General features: G+C 70.3%; 18 protein-coding genes. 14 read left to right on the top strand and 4 right to left on the bottom strand.

Annotated elements, in window-relative coordinates; all coding sequences use genetic code 11:
- The first annotated feature begins 26 nt into the window (after positions 1 to 26).
- The 3 genes from ACIBG8_RS22135 to ACIBG8_RS22145 all read left to right on the top strand — a co-directional run bounded on the left by ACIBG8_RS22135 (position 27) and on the right by ACIBG8_RS22145 (position 2,059).
- Positions 27 to 197, top strand: coding sequence for a hypothetical protein (locus ACIBG8_RS22135; protein WP_397344756.1), 171 nt, complete (start codon positions 27 to 29; stop codon positions 195 to 197).
- A 103-nt stretch (positions 198 to 300) separates the two neighbouring features.
- Complete coding sequence (locus ACIBG8_RS22140) at positions 301 to 1,215, top strand: hypothetical protein (RefSeq protein WP_397344757.1); 915 nt, start codon at positions 301 to 303, stop codon at positions 1,213 to 1,215.
- 40 nt (positions 1,216 to 1,255) lie between these two features.
- Positions 1,256 to 2,059 carry a M24 family metallopeptidase gene (locus tag ACIBG8_RS22145; RefSeq protein WP_397344758.1) on the top strand — a complete coding sequence of 268 codons (804 nt, stop codon included), beginning with the start codon at positions 1,256 to 1,258 and terminating at the stop codon, positions 2,057 to 2,059.
- Here the strand turns inward: ACIBG8_RS22145 and ACIBG8_RS22150 are convergent.
- On the bottom strand, positions 2,056 to 2,721 hold the full coding sequence (locus ACIBG8_RS22150) for a response regulator (protein ID WP_397344759.1): 666 nt from the start codon (positions 2,719 to 2,721) through the stop codon (positions 2,056 to 2,058). The two genes, ACIBG8_RS22145 and ACIBG8_RS22150, sit on opposite strands and share 4 nt — an antisense overlap.
- The gene (locus ACIBG8_RS22155) at positions 2,718 to 3,836 is read right to left on the bottom strand and encodes a sensor histidine kinase (RefSeq protein WP_397344760.1); all 1,119 of its coding nucleotides are present in this window, start codon (positions 3,834 to 3,836) and stop codon (positions 2,718 to 2,720) included. Before ACIBG8_RS22155 ends, ACIBG8_RS22150 begins: the two co-directional genes overlap by 4 nt.
- 183 nt (positions 3,837 to 4,019) lie before the next feature.
- On the opposite strand from ACIBG8_RS22155, the gene ACIBG8_RS22160 reads away from it, so the two are divergent.
- Together ACIBG8_RS22160 and ACIBG8_RS22165 are read left to right on the top strand one after the other, a co-directional pair.
- Entirely contained in the window at positions 4,020 to 4,895 is an 876-nt protein-coding gene (locus tag ACIBG8_RS22160) for a metal-dependent hydrolase (RefSeq protein ID WP_397344761.1), read from the top strand.
- Positions 4,896 to 4,930: 35 nt separating this feature from the next.
- Positions 4,931 to 6,334 carry a flavin-containing monooxygenase gene (locus ACIBG8_RS22165; protein WP_397346159.1) on the top strand — a complete coding sequence of 468 codons (1,404 nt, stop codon included), beginning with the start codon at positions 4,931 to 4,933 and terminating at the stop codon, positions 6,332 to 6,334.
- Positions 6,335 to 6,511: 177 nt separating this feature from the next.
- Here ACIBG8_RS22165 and ACIBG8_RS22170 read toward each other — a convergent pair whose 3' ends face one another.
- Together ACIBG8_RS22170 and ACIBG8_RS22175 are read right to left on the bottom strand one after the other, a co-directional pair.
- Positions 6,512 to 6,727, bottom strand: a complete 216-nt coding sequence (locus tag ACIBG8_RS22170; protein ID WP_397344762.1) for a hypothetical protein — start codon at positions 6,725 to 6,727, stop codon at positions 6,512 to 6,514.
- Between the two features lie 20 nt (positions 6,728 to 6,747).
- Positions 6,748 to 8,460: a gamma-glutamyltransferase family protein gene (locus tag ACIBG8_RS22175; protein WP_397344763.1), complete on the bottom strand. Its 1,713-nt coding sequence runs from the start codon at positions 8,458 to 8,460 to the stop codon at positions 6,748 to 6,750.
- A gap of 95 nt (positions 8,461 to 8,555) precedes the next feature.
- On the opposite strand from ACIBG8_RS22175, the gene ACIBG8_RS22180 reads away from it, so the two are divergent.
- The 9 genes from ACIBG8_RS22180 (at position 8,556) to ACIBG8_RS22220 (ending at position 15,906) form a co-directional block, all read left to right on the top strand.
- Entirely contained in the window at positions 8,556 to 9,656 is a 1,101-nt protein-coding gene (locus tag ACIBG8_RS22180) for a sensor histidine kinase (protein WP_397344764.1), read from the top strand.
- Positions 9,653 to 10,300, top strand: coding sequence for a response regulator (locus ACIBG8_RS22185; protein WP_397344765.1), 648 nt, complete (start codon positions 9,653 to 9,655; stop codon positions 10,298 to 10,300). The genes ACIBG8_RS22180 and ACIBG8_RS22185 overlap by 4 nt, the downstream gene beginning before the upstream one ends.
- A gap of 140 nt (positions 10,301 to 10,440) precedes the next feature.
- The gene (locus ACIBG8_RS22190) at positions 10,441 to 11,541 is read left to right on the top strand and encodes a hypothetical protein (protein WP_397344766.1); all 1,101 of its coding nucleotides are present in this window, start codon (positions 10,441 to 10,443) and stop codon (positions 11,539 to 11,541) included.
- 10 nt (positions 11,542 to 11,551) lie between these two features.
- Positions 11,552 to 12,289: a helix-turn-helix domain-containing protein gene (locus ACIBG8_RS22195; protein WP_397344767.1), complete on the top strand. Its 738-nt coding sequence runs from the start codon at positions 11,552 to 11,554 to the stop codon at positions 12,287 to 12,289.
- A gap of 2 nt (positions 12,290 to 12,291) precedes the next feature.
- Positions 12,292 to 12,660 carry a VOC family protein gene (locus ACIBG8_RS22200; protein WP_397344768.1) on the top strand — a complete coding sequence of 123 codons (369 nt, stop codon included), beginning with the start codon at positions 12,292 to 12,294 and terminating at the stop codon, positions 12,658 to 12,660.
- An 84-nt stretch (positions 12,661 to 12,744) separates the two neighbouring features.
- Positions 12,745 to 13,005 (top strand): SHOCT domain-containing protein, encoded by a 261-nt coding sequence (locus ACIBG8_RS22205; RefSeq protein ID WP_397344769.1) that lies wholly within the window; start codon positions 12,745 to 12,747, stop codon positions 13,003 to 13,005.
- Between the two features lie 90 nt (positions 13,006 to 13,095).
- Entirely contained in the window at positions 13,096 to 13,953 is an 858-nt protein-coding gene (locus tag ACIBG8_RS22210) for a sulfite exporter TauE/SafE family protein (protein WP_397344770.1), read from the top strand.
- A 78-nt stretch (positions 13,954 to 14,031) separates the two neighbouring features.
- The gene (locus ACIBG8_RS22215) at positions 14,032 to 15,429 is read left to right on the top strand and encodes a tetratricopeptide repeat protein (RefSeq protein ID WP_397344771.1); all 1,398 of its coding nucleotides are present in this window, start codon (positions 14,032 to 14,034) and stop codon (positions 15,427 to 15,429) included.
- Positions 15,430 to 15,630: 201 nt separating this feature from the next.
- Positions 15,631 to 15,906 carry a hypothetical protein gene (locus ACIBG8_RS22220; RefSeq protein WP_397344772.1) on the top strand — a complete coding sequence of 92 codons (276 nt, stop codon included), beginning with the start codon at positions 15,631 to 15,633 and terminating at the stop codon, positions 15,904 to 15,906.
- Positions 15,907 to 15,910: the final 4 nt, after the last annotated feature.

The following is a 15,910-nucleotide window of genomic DNA, read 5'->3' on the forward strand; positions in this document are numbered from 1 at the left end:
CACGGGTGACCGCTAGAGTGCTTGGCATGTCTGACCAGCACATCGATCCCGCGGGGAACACCCAGCAGTTCCGCGCGTTCGCGCAGCGGAACGAACAGGAGATCGCGCCCAAGAAGCGGTCTGCCGTCCTCCCGATCATCGCGATCGTCCTCGGAATCGCCATCGTCGGCGTTGTCGCCTACCTGCTGCTGAAATAACCGCATAAATCGCGACGCCGGGGGCTACGAGCTTTCGGCGCTTTTCGCGTATTCCGAACTTCGCACGCCCTCCTCTCATCAAAGGATGAAAAAGGGGGCAATCATGCGAAAGATCCTCACGGCGGCCACCGTATTAGCCGCCACCCTCACCCTCCTCCCCGCCCCGGCCGAGGCGTCCGTCCTCTGGTCCCGCGTCCGCTACGTCTCGGCCAGCAGGTGCTCGTCCGGCGGCCCCTGCGGCCCCTGGGTCCTGTCGACGGTCAACGGCAACAACCTCCGCTTCCCCGACGCCCGGGTGCACCCGCTGTCCAAGCGCGGCAAGCCGATCAAGTACCGGCTCTCCCCCATCGGCGTCAACGGCGACGGCACCCGCGTGGCCTACATCCGCGACGCCGACGGCCAGGTCGTGGTCCGCGACCGCGGCGGCGCCCTCTTCTCGCTCTTCAAGGGTTCGCCGCAGGACCTCATGCTCTCCCTCGACGGCGCCAGGCTGGCCGCGTCGATGCGCGGCCGGGTGCGCGTCTACGACGTGGCGAGCGGCAGGCACCTGAGCACGCTGCCCAAGGGCCAGGCGTTCGAGGGGTTCAGCGGCGACGGCGACGAGTTGCTCACCAGCAAGGACGGCACCCTCTACTCGCACACCCTCGGCGGCAGGGAACTGGCCAGGTCGAAGGTCAAGGCCGCCGGTCCCTACGCGCTCAACGCCGACGGCGTCACCGTCGCCTGGCTCACCGAGGACAGGGGCAAGGGCCGCGCGGTGTTGTGGGACCTGGCCTCCGACCGGCCCAACGTCCGCACGTGGGTCTGGCTGCCCGACTACAAGGGCATGATGCAGGACGTCGAGATGCTCGACTGGACCGCGAACAAGCAGCTCACCGTGCACGTCGTGGACGACGTCATGCACTCGCCGCGCAGCATGCACGTCCTCCAGCTCGACCTCGCCACCAGCAGGTTCACCCTGCGCGACCGGTTCGCCGTCCGGGAGGAGGCCTACGGCTTCGAAGCCTGCGGAGGCTGAGGCTGGACCGGGCGGCACTCCTGGAATTACATTGGACTTCGTGTCCAATAACGAGTTTCTGGAGCTGCAACGGCTGGCCTACGCGGGCGCCGAGCACGTGGCCGCCCGGCTCGAACCCGGTGTCACCGAGCGCATGGCGGCGACCGCCCTGCGCCGGTGGTTGGAGCGGCACGGGGTCGACGACTGGTTCCACGTGCCGTTCGCGTGGTTCGGCGAGCGGACGGCGTTCCGCAACTTCCGGATCCCGACGCAGTTCCTGCCGACGAACCGGCGGCTGACCGAGGGCGCGCCGTACGTGCTGGACTGCGCGCCCATCAGGGACGGGTACGTCGCCGACATCGGCTACGCGGGCTGCCTCGGCGACAACCCCACGTGGTCCCGCCTCGACCGCGACCTGTCCGTCCTCCGCGGCAGGATCCTCGACCTGGTACGGCGGCGCCTGACCTTCCAGGAGATCTACCAGGCCGTCGACGCGGCGATCGAGCAGCAGGGCAACCGCAACAGGCACCAGGTGTACCCGGGCCGCGTCATCGGCCACCAGGTCACGAGGATCAGGGTGGGCGGCCCGCGCTTCGTCGTCTTCGACTCCTTCGGCGTCAGGACGCTGCGCACGATCGGCCGGGAACTGGTCAAGGAGCGCCTGGAGGGCCGTTCGCCGCTGTGGGCGGGCAGCCGGGCCTCCGCCCACCCCCCGACGCCCGGGTTGTGGGCGGTGGAGCCCCACCTGGGCACCGACGGCGACACGATCGGCGCCAAGTTCGAGGAGCTGCTGGTGGTCACGGACGACGACGCCTACTGGCTGGACGACGACCTCCCCCACGTCCACCGCTGGAACGCGGGCTAGGAGCTCGGCTGGACGAGCCCTCTCTCGTAGGCGAGGATCACGAGCTGCACCCGATCCCGCACCCCGAGCTTGGCGATCGCCCTGGTGATGTGCGTCTTGGCGGTGTGCGGGCTGATGGAGAGCCGTTCGGCGATCTCGGCGTTGGCCAGCCCCTCCGCGACGAGCCGCACCACGTCCAGCTCGCGAGCGGTCAGCACCTCCCACCCCGCCCCGCTGCCGGAAGCCACCCCCTGACGCCGGGCGAACCGCGCGACGAGCCGCCGGGTGACGCCGGGGGACAGCAGCGCGTCCCCCGCCGCGACCGCCACGATCGCCCGCCGCAGCTCGGCGAGGTCGACGTCCTTGGTGAGGAACCCGCTGGCCCCCGCGCGCAACGCGGCGAAGACGTGGTCGTCGGTGTCGAAGGTGGTGAGGATGACGACCCGGCAGCCGTCCTCCTCCTGACCGGCGAGGATGTGGCGGGTCGCGGTGATGCCGTCGGTGCCCGGCATGCGGATGTCCATGAGCACGACGTCGGGGCGCAGGCTCGCCGCCTGCCGTACGGCCTCCTCACCGTCGGCCGCCTCGCCCACGACCGACACGTCCTTCGCGCGGGCGAGCAGGCTGCGCAGCCCGCTGCGCACGAGCGCCTGGTCGTCGGCGATGAGAACCCTGATCGTCACAGCTCGGAGTCTGGCACGGGAATCTCGGCCCTGACGGTGAAGCCTTCCTGGGCCTGCCCGGCGGTCAGCGTGCCGCCGAGCGCCGTGACCCGTTCGCGCATCCCGCTGACGCCGTGGCGCTCGCTCACGGTCTCCGGGCCGGTGCGGCCGTCGTCGACGACGGTCACGCTGACGGCGCCCGTCCCGTAGACGATCGTCACCGCCACCTTGGTCGCCCGCGAGTGCTTCAGCGTGTTCGCGAGAGCCTCCTGCACGATGCGGTAGACCGCGACCGCCGCGGTCGCGGGGACGGCGCCCGGCTCGCCCCGGGTGTCGAACGCGACCTCGAGCCCGGCGTTCCCGACATCGGCCAGGAGAAGGTCCATCGCCGCCAGATCGGGCTGGGGCTCGGCGCTCGCCGGTGAGTCGCGGAGGACCTCCACGAGGTGCGACAGGTCGGCCATCGCCTTGTTCCGCACGTCCTGTGCGAGGCGGAGCGCCGCCGCCGCCTCCTCCGGCTCGTCCTGGAGGGTCTCGGCCGCGACGTTGAGGTGGATGCCGACGATGGCCATGGCGTGCCCGACGATGTCGTGCACCTCCCTCGCCACCCGCAGCCGCTCCTCGGCGACGAGCGCGCGGCCGTGGGCCTCGCGCAGGTTCTGGCGCGACCTCTGCGCGGCGCGGGCGGCCAGGCCTGCGGCGATCAGCAACGCGAGCAGGAGCCCTTCGCCGAACACGTGGACGACGTACCTGACGACGTTGGTGTCGATGATCGGCCAGGCGTCGTAGGCCGAGTAGACCAGCACGGCCGCGCCGATGGCCGCTACCCATCGCACCCGGCTCGCTGCGGCCGCGGTGACGTAGGCGACCGACAGCGGCCAGATCCACCCGGCAGGCGACCACTGGGCCAGGTGGTACACGAGGATCGCGATGACCGACAGCCCCAGGACGGCCAGCGGCCAGCGTCGCCTGCCGAGCAGGAGCGCCCCGAGGACCAGGCCGAGCGGGATGGCCGCGTCCCAGGGTGACCTGACCCCGGTGGCGAGGGCCACGGCGACGAAGGCCACCGTGGTGACCGCGGCGAGCGCGAGGTCGAAGAGCCGCTCGTGGCGAAGTACGGCGGGCGAACTTGTCATGGGCGTCACCGTAGGGCGATCGGCGCGCCTGTCGCGTCCTCCACGGATCTGCACTTCTCTCTACACCGTTCGCGGGAGGACTACACCCGATGGTGTATCTGTGACCGTGGGGACATACCGTCCGGTCGGTGTGAGGTGGTTCACTCTGGACCAGGCGAAGGGTCCGTAGCTACATTAGACACTGTGTCCAATACCCACGTAGTCGGACCGCGCAGGGTGCGATTCTCCTGGGAGAACACCCCGCTTCACTGGGTGCCCGGCGATCCGTTCACCACGCACATGATCAACGCGTTGCACATGCTGCTCCCCGCAGGTGAGCGCTGGTTCGTGCACGTGTTCAAGCAGGCCCTGCCGTACATCACGGACCCCGGGCTCAAGGAGCAGGTCAAGGGGTTCATGGGCCAGGAGGGCACGCACGCGGTCGCGCACCAGCGGGTGCTGGAGCACATGAAGGAGCAGGGCCTCGACCCCACCCCCTACGTCGAGAACGTCGAGTGGATCTTCGAGAAGATGCTCGGCGACACCACGCTCCCGCCGCGCGCCCAGCGGTTCTGGCTGATGGAGCGGGTGGCCATGATCGCCGCGATCGAGCACTACACGGCCGTCCTCGGCCAGTGGATACTCAACGCGCACCCGCTCGACGAGGCGGGCGCCGACGCGGTGATGATGGACCTCCTGCGCTGGCACGGCGCCGAGGAGGTCGAGCACCGCAGCGTCGCCTTCGACCTTTTCATGCACCTCGACGGCTCCTACGGCCGCCGGGCCAGGACGATGGCGCTCGCCGGGCCGGCGATCATCTACCTGGTCAAGCGCGGCGGCGGGTTCCTGCTGGAGAACGACCCGATCGTGCGCGGCAGGCTCAAGCCCAAGTGGTCCTACTTCTTCCTGCGCGCCCACCAGGGCAGGGCGCCCACGCTGCGCAGCCTGCTGCTGGCCATGCCGCAGTACGCCAAGCCGGGCTTCCACCCGAGCCAGGAGGGCGACCTGCAGCAGGCGCTCGACTACATCGCCATCTCGCCGGCGCACGCCGAGTTCGAGGCCTACAGGAGGTCCACGTGATTGTGATCATCGGCTCCGGATTCGCCGGAATCGGCATGGCGATCAAGCTCAAGCAGGCCGGGTACCACGACTTCGTCATCCTGGAGAAGGCCGCCGACCTGGGCGGCACCTGGCGGGACAACACCTACCCCGGCTGCGCCTGCGACGTGCCGTCGCACATGTACTCCTTCTCCTTCGAGCTCAACCCGAACTGGTCGCGGATGTTCTCCCCGCAGGAGGAGATCTGGGAGTACATGCGAGCGTGTGTCGACAAGTACGGCATCGCGCCGCACTTCCGGTTCGGCAAGCAGGTGACGAGCCTGGAGTACGACGACCATCAGCGGGACTGGGAGATCTCGACCGCGGACGGCGCGACACTGCGCGCGAAGGCGGTCGTCTCCGGCATAGGCGCCCTCCACGTCCCGAAATTTCCGGAAATCAAGGGGCGGGAGACCTTCAAGGGCCCGTCCTTCCACTCCGCCGAGTGGGACCACGACGTTTCCCTGGACGGCAAGCGCGTCGCCGTCATCGGCACCGGCGCCTCGGCCATCCAGTTCGTCCCCCAGATCGCTCCTTCGGTGGAGAAGCTGACCCTCTTCCAGCGCACACCCCCGTGGATCCAGCCCAAGCCCGACTTCGCCATCCCCTCACGGATGCGGAAGGTCCTGAGGCTGCCCGGCATGGCCAGGGCGATGCGCAACAGCATCTACTGGGTCCTGGAGACCAGGGCGCTCGGCTTCACCATCGACCCCAAGCTGATGAAGGTCCACGAGTCGATGGCGCGCAAGCACCTGGAGAACCAGGTGCCCGACCCGGCGCTGCGCGCCAAGCTGACCCCCGACTACACCATCGGCTGCAAGCGCATCCTCATCTCCAGCGACTACTACCCGGCGCTGACCAGGCAGAACGTCTCGGTCGTCACCGACGGCATCAGCGAGATCAGGGAGCGCTCGGTCGTCGACTCCAGCGGGGTCGAGCACGAGGTGGACGTGATCGTCTACGCGACCGGGTTCAAGGTCACCGACGCCCTGCAGGAGCAGCACATCGTCGGCAGGGGCGGGGTCAAGCTGCAGGACGCCTGGCAGGACGGCATCGAGGCCTACTACGGCATCACGACGGCGGGCTTCCCCAACCTGTTCTTCCTGCTCGGCCCCAACACCGGGCTCGGCCACAACTCGGTCGTCTTCATGATCGAGTCGCAGGTCCGCTACGTCATGGACTGCCTGCACCTGCTGTCGAAGACCCAGGCCAGGGCCATCGACGTCAAGCCGGGCCGGCAGCGCGCCTACAACAGGCGCCTCCAGGAGCGGCTGGACCCGCTGGTGTGGAACGAGGGCGGCTGCAACTCCTGGTACCTCGACGAGCACGGCGTCAACAGGACGATCTGGCCGGGCTTCACCTTCGAGTACTGGGCCCGCACCCGCAGGATCAAACCGGACGCCTACGAACTCATCTACTGAAACTCACCCGCCCCGGCCCGGACGCGGCGTCCCACGCGCAGGTCGCAACGGTCCTGGAACACCGGGTGAGGTAGCCGCCGATCAGCCCGTCCCCCCTGGGCGTCCACCCGGGTGCAGGTCCCCGTGCGCGACGCCCGCCCTGGTGCGGCGCCACCAGGGCGGTGGCCGGCGCCACGGTCAGCCGGTGCAGCCGCGGCCCGCCCAGCGGCCCACCGCGAGCGCCTGGGCCAGGGACGCGGCCGGCACCCGGGGGAGCGTGAGCGCGTCGGCGCCGAGGTCGGTCTCGACGACCGCCCCGCCCGCGTCGCGGGCGAGGTGGACGTCGGCCCGGATGTCACCGGGCAACCGGCCGAGCAAGGCGTAGTCGTCGATCCAGGAGGGGGCCGACGGCACTGACAAATCCCAGTAGATCCCTACCTTTCGTGCACGACCAGCGCGCTTCCTCCGCCGCGCCGCGTCGGCTCGGCGACTGCCTGGATCTTGCCCCTGCCGAGGAACTCCAGCCCGGTCGCCGCGCCGAGCTCCACCACGTCGGTGAACACGTGACCGCGGGCCGCCAGCTCGGCGCGCTGGCTGAAGCCGGGCTCCGCCTGCACCAGACCGTTGCGCCCCGAGGCGCGCGGAGCGGCCAGCGCGTCCGGCAGGTTCATCCCGAACTCGTAGCGGTTCACCAGGATCTGCAGCACCGTCGTGATGATCGTGGCACCACCGGGCGTGCCGACGGCCAGCACCGGGCGGCCGTGGTCGAGGACGATCGTCGGCGCCATCGACGAGCGCGGGCGCTTGCCGGGCCCGGGCAGGTTCGGGTCCGTGGCCGACGGGCCGAAGCTGAAGTCGGTCAGCTCGTTGTTGAGCATCACGCCGCGCCCGGGAACGACGATGCCGTTGCCGCCGGTGGACTCGATCGTCAGGTTGTAGGCCACCACGTTGCCCCAGCGGTCGGCGACGACCAGGTGCGTGGTCTCCGGCCCCTCGCTCGCCGTCGGGATCGCGTCGCCGGTGGCCGCGGGGCAGGGCTCGTAGGAGCCGTCGGGGTTGCCGGGCGCGACCGGCTTGGGCAGCGCGGTCGCGCCGATCAGGCATCCGCGCTCCTTGGCGAAGCCGGTCGACAGCAGCTCCTTGATCGGCCTGATCGGCGGGTCGCCGAGATAGGCGTTGCGGTCGGCGAAGGCGAGCGCCGAGGCCTCCAGGTACTCGTGCAGCCCGACCTTCGGCTGGGTCTGCAGGATGTTGAGCGCCTCGCCGACCGTGGTGCCGCCGGAGGACGGCGGGGCCATGCCGTACACCTGCAGGCCGTGGTAGTCGACGCGGGTCGGCTCGCGCAGCAGGGCGCGGTAGGCGGTCAGGTCGGACAGCTCCATCAGGCCGGGCCTGACGTTGCGCGTCGATCCCGGCGTGACGGGCGGCTGCTTGACCGTGGCGACGATCTCCTTGCCGAGCTGCCCGCCGTACAGCCAGTCGCCGCCCCTCCTGCCCAGCTCGCGGTAGGTGGCGGCCAGTTCCGGGTTCTTGAAGATCGAGCCGACGGGCGGCGGCGCGCCGTTCGGCAGGTAGAGCTTGGCCGTCGAGGTGAAGTCCTTGAACCTGGCCGCGTTGGCCGCGGTCGCGTCGTAGAAGGACTGGTCGACGACGAAGCCGCGGGAGGCGACCTCGATCGCCGGGCGGAGCGCCTGGCGCAGCGACAGCGTGCCGTACTTGCGCAGGGCCAGCTCCCACGAGGCGAGCGTGCCGGGGATCCCGGTGGACAGGCCGCTGGTCACGGCCTCCTCGAACGGGATGCCCTGCAGCGACGTCGGCGTCATCGCCTGGGGAGCGGTCTCGCGGCCGTCGATCGTCTGGACGCGGCCGGTCCTGGCGTTGTAGTAGACCAGGAAACCGCCGCCGGCCAGCCCGGCGGAGTACGGCTCGGTGACGCCCAGCACCGCACCGGCCGCGACGGCCGCGTCGACGGCGTTGCCGCCCTGGCGGAGCACGGCTATCGCCGCCTTGCTCGCGTCGAGGTCGACGGTGGCGACGGCGCCGCCGTACCCCTCGGCGACGGGCACCTTCTGCGCGGTGTCCGCCGTTGCGGGAGGCGTGAGGAGGAGGGGGGTGATGGCGACGATGGGGAGGAAGAGTCGGCGCATGCCCTCCACCATGACCCAACTACGCCACCGGGGGTAGGGCCCATTGCCGCGCCGGGATGATGCGCTGGTCAGGCGCGGTCATCTAGCGTGAGGGTGTGCACAAGAAATGGATCCTTCACCCCTATATGGCGCTGGTTGCCGCCGTTGCCCAGGTGGTGATGTCCACGGGTGCGCAGTGGGGGCAGGCGAACCATTCGATCAGGCTCGACCATCTCGGTTACGCTCTGCTGCTCGTCGGCCCGCTCATGATCCTCGTCCACCGGCGCTTCCCGGTGGTGGCGCTGATCGTCACGGTGCTGGCGACGTCGGTGTTCGTCTGGCGCGGCTATCCCCTCGGGCCGATCTTCATCAGCCCGATCATCCTGATCTTCTCGCTGGTGACGCGCGGCCAGCGCAAGGCCGCCTGGATCGTCTCCGCCGTCCTGCTGGTCTTCCTCGACACCTACGGCGGGTCGCGCGGCTGGTGGCACAACCTGTCCGTGGCCGCGGTGGTGGCGCTCGTCCTCGTGCTGGCCGAGCTGGTCAGGAACGTCACGCTGCGCCGCGCGGAGCGGGCCAGGGTGGACGAGGAGGAGGCCAGGCGGCAGGCCAGCGAGGAGCGCCTGACGATGGCGCAGGAACTGCACGACGTGCTCGCGCACAACATCTCGCTCATCCACGTCCAGGCCTCGACCGCGCTGCACCTCATCGACGAGCATCCCGAGCAGGCGCGCACCGCGCTGGCCACGATCAAGACGGCCTCCAAGGACGTGCTCGGCGAGATGCGCTCGGTGCTTAACGTGCTGCGCGAGGGCGCGCCACGCTCCCCCACGGCCGGGCTCGACCGGCTGGACGACCTCATCGAGCGCTCCGGGCTCGACGTCACGCTGAAACGCGTCGGCTCGCGCCCGCTGCCGCCGCAGGTCGAGCGCGCCGCGTACCGCATCGTGCAGGAGTCGCTCACCAACGTCACCCGGCACGCGCCGGGCGCGTCGGTGTCCGTCCGGCTGGAGTTCGGCGACGGCGAGTTCGTCATCCAGGTCACCAACACCGCCGCCACCAGACCGCCCACGCTGTCGGAGTCCGGCAGCGGCAACGGCATCCCCGGGATGCGCGAGCGCGCCTCCGCGCTCGGCGGCACCCTGGTCGCGGGGCCTCTGGCCGAGGGTTTCCAGGTCGAGGCGCGCCTTCCCATCCCTCTTGAGGAGAGTTCATGATCAAGGTGCTGCTCGCCGACGACCAGGCGCTGGTCCGGGCCGGGTTCAGGGCACTGCTCGACGCGCAGCCCGACATGACCGTGGTGGCCGAGGCAGGAGACGGGGCCGAGGCCGTACGGCTGGCGCAGTCGTCGGAGCCCGACGTGGTGCTCATGGACATCCGCATGCCGGGCACCGACGGGCTGACCGCGACCAGGTTGATGCCACCGGGGCCGCGCATCATCATCCTGACCACGTTCGAGCTGGACGAGTACGTCTTCGAGGCGTTGCGCGGCGGGGCCAGCGGGTTCCTGGTCAAGGACACCGAGCCGGCCGAGCTGATCCAGGCGGTGCGGGTGGTGGCCGCCGGTGAGGCGCTGCTGTCGCCGAGCGTGACGCGCAGGCTGATCGGCGAGTACGCCTCGCGGGCCAAGGAGCCGCTGGCCGTGGACGGGCTCGACCAGCTCACCGACCGGGAGCGCGAGGTGCTCACGCTGGTCGGGGCGGGCATGACGAACGACGAGATCGCGGCCAAGCTCTTCATGTCGCCGGCGACCGCCAAGACGCACGTGAGCCGCACGATGATGAAGCTGCACGCCCGCGATCGGGCGCAGCTCGTCGTGATCGCCTACGAGTCTGGGCTTGTGAAGCCCGGTTGGCTATAGTGGTGATCATGAGTTGTCCGCAGCGATTTAACCGCCCCCGGCCGGTATGGCCCAGGGGCGCCGCGCTGCTTTCCTAGCGATCCGGGCTCCGGCCGGGGGTGAACCTTCTTCCACTTCACCCTTGAATCGGAGCCTTCTTCATGAACGTCGCAGAACTGTCCCACGCCCTCAGCGTCCGCGATCTCACCGATCCCGCGCAGGGTCCCCACGCCGTCCAGCAGGTCGTCGACCTGGTCCGCGCGGCGCTCCCCGTCGACTCCCGGGTGGTCCGCAGCCACCCGATCGTGCCGGTCGAGGACAACTACGAGCGGCTCGGGTACGCGCCGGACGCCGTCACCCGCGACGCCCGATATACCCGCTACGTCAGCGAGACGTGCATGCTGCGCAGCCACACCAGCGCGGCGATCCCGCCCGCGCTGCGCGCGCTGGCGCTGGAGCCCGGCTGGTCGGACGTGCTGCTGCTGGTCCCCGGCATCGTCTACCGGCGCGACTCCGTCGACCGGATCCACACCGGGACCCCGCACCAGCTCGACCTCTGGCACCTCTCCCGCGTCCGGGAGCTGGACGCGTCCGATCTGGTGCTGATGATCGACGCGGTCGTCCAGGCGGTGCTGCCGGGGGCCGAGTACCGCACCACGCCCGCCGTCCACCCCTACACCTCGGCTGGGCGCCAGGTGGACGTGCTGGTCGACGGGGAGTGGATCGAGATCGCCGAGTGCGGGCTGGCCGCCAGGCACGTCCTCGACCGCTCAGGCCTTCCCCGTACGGTCACCGGCCTGGCCATGGGGATGGGCCTGGACCGGCTCGTGATGCTCCGTAAGCGCGTCCCGGACATCAGGCTGCTGTCCGCCACCGACCCGCGCATCGCCCGGCAGATGCTCGATCTCACGCCTTACCGGCCGGTGTCCAAGCATCCGCCGATCTCGCGTGACCTGTCGGTGGCGGTGTCCTCGGCGGCCGACGCCGAGACGATCGGCGACGCCGTACGGGCCGCTTCCCCAGCGGTGGTCGAGGAGGTCAGGATCCTGTCCGAGACGCCGGTGGAGGACCTGCCGCCGGTCGCGGTCGAACGGCTCGGGGCGCGGCCAGGGCAGAAGAACGTGTTGCTGCGCATCGTCCTGCGCGACCACCTGCGTACGCTGTCCGACCAGGAGGCCAACGCCGTGCGGGACGTCGTGTACGCGGCCGTGCATGAGGGCGATTCCTTGGGGGGAATCGCAGGTAGGTCCCTTTCTGGATAGAACTGGTCGGGTGGACTTCTCGCACGCGCTCAAGGAGCGCAGGGCCCGCCGCCGGATGAGCCAGCTCGACCTGGCTCTCCGCGCGGGCACCACCCAGCGGCACCTGAGCTTCATCGAGAGCGGACGCTCGACGCCGGGCAGGAACATGGTCGTACGGCTCGCCGAGTCGCTGGAGCTGCCGCTGCGCGAGCGCAACGAGCTGCTCCTGGCGGCCGGGTTCGCCCCGGCGTACCCGGAGACCTCGCTGGAGGACCCCGCGCTCGCGCCGGTGCGGGCAGCGATCGACCACATCCTGGACGGGCACCTGCCCTACCCGGCGCTCGTCGCCGACCGGCACGGTGGGCTGATCGCGGCCAACGCGGCGTTCTCGCTGTTCACCGAGGGGGTGGACGCGTCGCTGACGGGGCCTGGGAGCAACGTGTACCGGATGGCGCTGCACCCGGAGGGGCTGGCGCCGCGGATCGTCAACTTCGCCGAGTGGGCGATGCACATCGTGCCGCGGGTGGAGCCCTCGCTCAGGGCTGAACTGGAGTCGTACATCCCGCCGCTGGAGCCCGACGCGGGGCGGCTCGGCTTCGCCGTACCGCTGCACCTGCGCACGCCGTACGGGGAATTGCGGCTGATGACCACGGTCACCACCTTCGCCACGGCGGTGGACGTGACGCTGTCGGAGGTGAAGCTGGAGGCGTTCCTGCCGACCGACGAGCAGACGGCCGTCATCCTCAGGGAGTACGCGGAAGGGAAGTGACCATGGCCAGGTTGCACGACATCGTGTTCGACTGCCGCCATCCGGCCTCGCTCGCCCGCTTCTGGGCGTCGGTCCTCGACGGTTACGCGGTCGCCCCCTACGACGAGGCGGAGCTCGCGCGGCTGCGCGCCAACGGGGTCGACGACCCGGAGGACGACCCGACGGTGCTGGTCGAGGCCGCCTCGGGGCCGAGGTTGTGGTTCCAGCTCGTGCCCGAGCCCAAGGCCGTCAAGAACCGCCTCCACCTCGACCTGCGCGACGACGACGTCGAGCGGCTGGTCGGTCTGGGGGCCACCGTGGTCGGGACCCGGCCTGGCTGGGTGGTGCTGGCCGACCCGGAGGGCAACGAGTTCTGCCTGACTACGCCCTGAGATGTAGCGCGGATCGAGCCCGGTGGACGATTTCTGTTTCCTCGCTCTGGACGACTCTTGGAGTACGTCAACAAGGAGGCAGAAATGACCACTCTCGCAGTCGCACACTGGGGCTTCTGGCCGATCTTCCCGCTCTTCTGGGCCGCGTTCTGGATCGTCATGATCACGCTCGTGGTCCGGGCGCGAAGGAACGGCCGGTGGAGCCCGCCCTGGCAGCAGGCCACCACCGCGCCGGCCGCGCCCACGGCGTCGGCCGAGCAGATCCTCGCCGAGCGGTACGCACGAGGCGAAATGTCGGACGACGAGTACTTCCAGCGGATCTCGGTGCTGAAGGGCGCGTCGTAACCGTTCCTTTGGGTGAAACAACTGTGACTGGCCGCGATCGACACGCAAGGTTACTTTGCGTAAAGGACTCCATCGAGGGGACTGCGGCCAGTGCAGTTAGGGGCTCTGTTTCTCAGCGGGCTCGCCGCCGGGCTGGTGGCGGGCGCCGCTTCGTGTACGGCCGTGCAGGGCGGGCTGCTCGTCGGGGTGGCCGGGTCGAGGGATCCCTGGCTGGTGGCGCAGTTCCTCGCCGGGCGGTTCGTGTCCTACACCCTCGCGGGGGCGCTGCTGGGGGCGATCGGCTCCGCCGTACAGCTTCCGCCTGGCGCACGCGCGCTGCTGCTGGTCGCGGCCGGGATCACGGTGATCGCCTACTCCGTCCGCCTGATGCGGCGGCCCCATTGTGCGCATTCCAGGGGATCCGGCAGGGCGCCGCTCATGGGCGCGGCCACGATTCTCATCCCCTGCGGGGTCACGATCGGGACCGAGATGGTGGCGGTTTCCACCGGTTCCGCGTTGAGCGGCGCAGTCGTCATGGCGGGGTTCGTCGTCGGTACGGCTCCCGCGCTGGCGCTGCTCGGCTACCTGCTGCGGCGCGTCTCCCAGACCAGGCTCGCCGTGCTCGCCGGGGTCGTCGCCCTGGCCGCCGGGCTCTGGACGGTCGGGTCGGGGCTGAGCCTCGGCGGCTGGCTGCCCTCCCCCGCCGCGCCCGCCGCCGCCTCCACCAGCTCGCGCCTGACCATCTGGGCGACCAGGGACGGCTACCGCCCCGGCATCGTCAACGCACCGGCCGGGGTTCCGGTGGAGCTCGTCTTCAAGGTCGCGGAGGACGGTTGCACGCGGACCGTGACGATCGACGGCCGCGACGTCCGCCTTCCGGCCACCGTACGGCTGCCGCCGCAACGGCCAGGCTCCCTGCGTTACGTCTGCGCGATGGGGATGTTCAGCGGGTTCATCCGCTTTTCCTGAGCTGGTGCCCCGGCGGAGTGCGCGATTACGTTCCGCAGTCATGCCGTTACATGTCACTCTGTGTCGCGGGAGGGGCACATGTCGTGGTGGCAGAGCGAGCAGGGGGTGGCGGCACCGGCCATACCGGCGCCACGCACCGGAGACGACGAGCCTGAGCTGCTGAACGCGGCCCAGTCGGGCGACGCGCAGGCGGCGCACCGGCTCGGCAAGCTCTACGCCCAGCGCGGCGACCGCTCGGCCGCCAGGCACTGGTGGGAGCGGGCCGCCTCGGGCGGCAACATCGACAGCGCCTACAACCTGGGCGTGTGGCACGAGAAGCACGGCAGCCTCGAAGAGGCCGTGCGCTGGTACGAGCTCGCGGCGGGCACGGGCGACGCGGAGGCGGCGCTCAACCTGGCCACGCTGCTGCTGGAGCAGCGCGGCGACCTCGCGGCTGCCAGAGGCTGGTACGAGACAGCGGCCAGAGCCGGTTCCCGGCACGCGGCGCGGCGGCTCGCGCTGATCTGCGAGGACGCGGGCGAGATCGCCGTCGCCCGCGAATGGCACCGCGGCGCGGCGGCCGAGGGCGACGTGGCCTCGGCGCACGACCTGGGCTTCCTCGGATATTCGGCGGGCGAGGAGGACGAGGCCGTCCAGTGGTGGGAGTACGCCGCGCGCGGAGGCCACGCCGACGCCGCCTACCACCTCGGCCTCTTCCTCCAGGCGAGCCGCGACCCGGAGGGCGCGGAGGCGTATTACCGCGTGGCCGCCAAGAGCGAGCACCCGGGCGCGTCCTCGCAGCTCGGCGGCATCGCGCTTTCGCGCAGGGACCTCCGTACGGCCAGAGCCTGGTTCGAACGCGCGGCCAACGCCGGGCGGCTGGAGGACCAGCGGATGGCCGGGTTCGTGTGTGTGGAGCTGAGCGACTCGCAGGGGGCCAGCCACTGGTTCGGGCGGGCGGCGGCCAGCGGGGACGCCGAGTCTGCCTACAACTTCGGGTTGTTGCTCATCGCGGAGATGGGCGATCTGCAGGGCGGGCAGCACTGGTTCAGGCAGGCGGCGCTCGCGGGGCACCACCGGGCGGCGATGGAGCTCGGCGGGCTGCTGTCGGCCACCGGGCGACCGGCGGAGGCGGAGAAGTGGCTCACCGACCCGCCCCCACCCACGTGGGACCGTCTTGCGGAACCCGAACTCCACGCCCGCGCCGAACTGGCGGCGGCAGCCGTGGCACGACGTGGCGGCGTGCCACTGACGGTGGCCGACCTCACGGAGATCCTCGGCACGTGGGACCTGCTGACACGGCCGTTGCGCGACCATGCGGACGTGGTGGTGTGGTTGGTGGAGCGGAGCGGACTGCATGCGGCGGCGGTCGAACACCTGTCCTCGGTCCGGACCACCTTGCTCCGGCCGGGCTCGTCGCCTTGGCCCAGCCAGGTGGAGGTCGAACACGTCCTCGCCACCGCCCGCGACCTTCGCCTTCGATTGGGCGTCCGCTGATTAGTAAATTCTTTCGAATTCTTCTGACAACTCGGTGTCGCGATCACTAACTTACCGTGACATGCCCGGATCTCAACACGATCCCACCAACGAGTTGATCCGCACGAGCCCCATCGTTGCGCTGCGGCTTTTGCGTCTCGCCGGCAGCAGGCGCCACGGATACAACATGGCGGCAACTCAATCCGACTTGCCCTGGAGGCGATGATGTCCACGACGGACTGGCCGGTCTACAGCCCCTTCGCTCGCAAACACTTCGGCGCAGGCAAAGAAGAGGGCCTGGCAGAGGGGCTGGCAGAGGGCAAGGCCGCAGGACTCGCTGAGGGCGAGGCCAAGACTCTCTTCGCAGTTCTGGAGGCCCGCCAGATCGCCGTCAGCGACGAGATCCGCGACCGCATCACCACCTGCACCGACGAAGCGCAGTTGATCGAGTGGGTGGTGCGCGCCAGTAAGGCCACCACGGCCGACGAGGTCTTCTGAGCAG

The sequence above is a fragment of the Nonomuraea sp. NPDC050556 genome, from assembly GCF_044457355.1.
In the GTDB taxonomy this organism is placed as follows: Bacteria; Actinomycetota; Actinomycetes; order Streptosporangiales; family Streptosporangiaceae; genus Nonomuraea.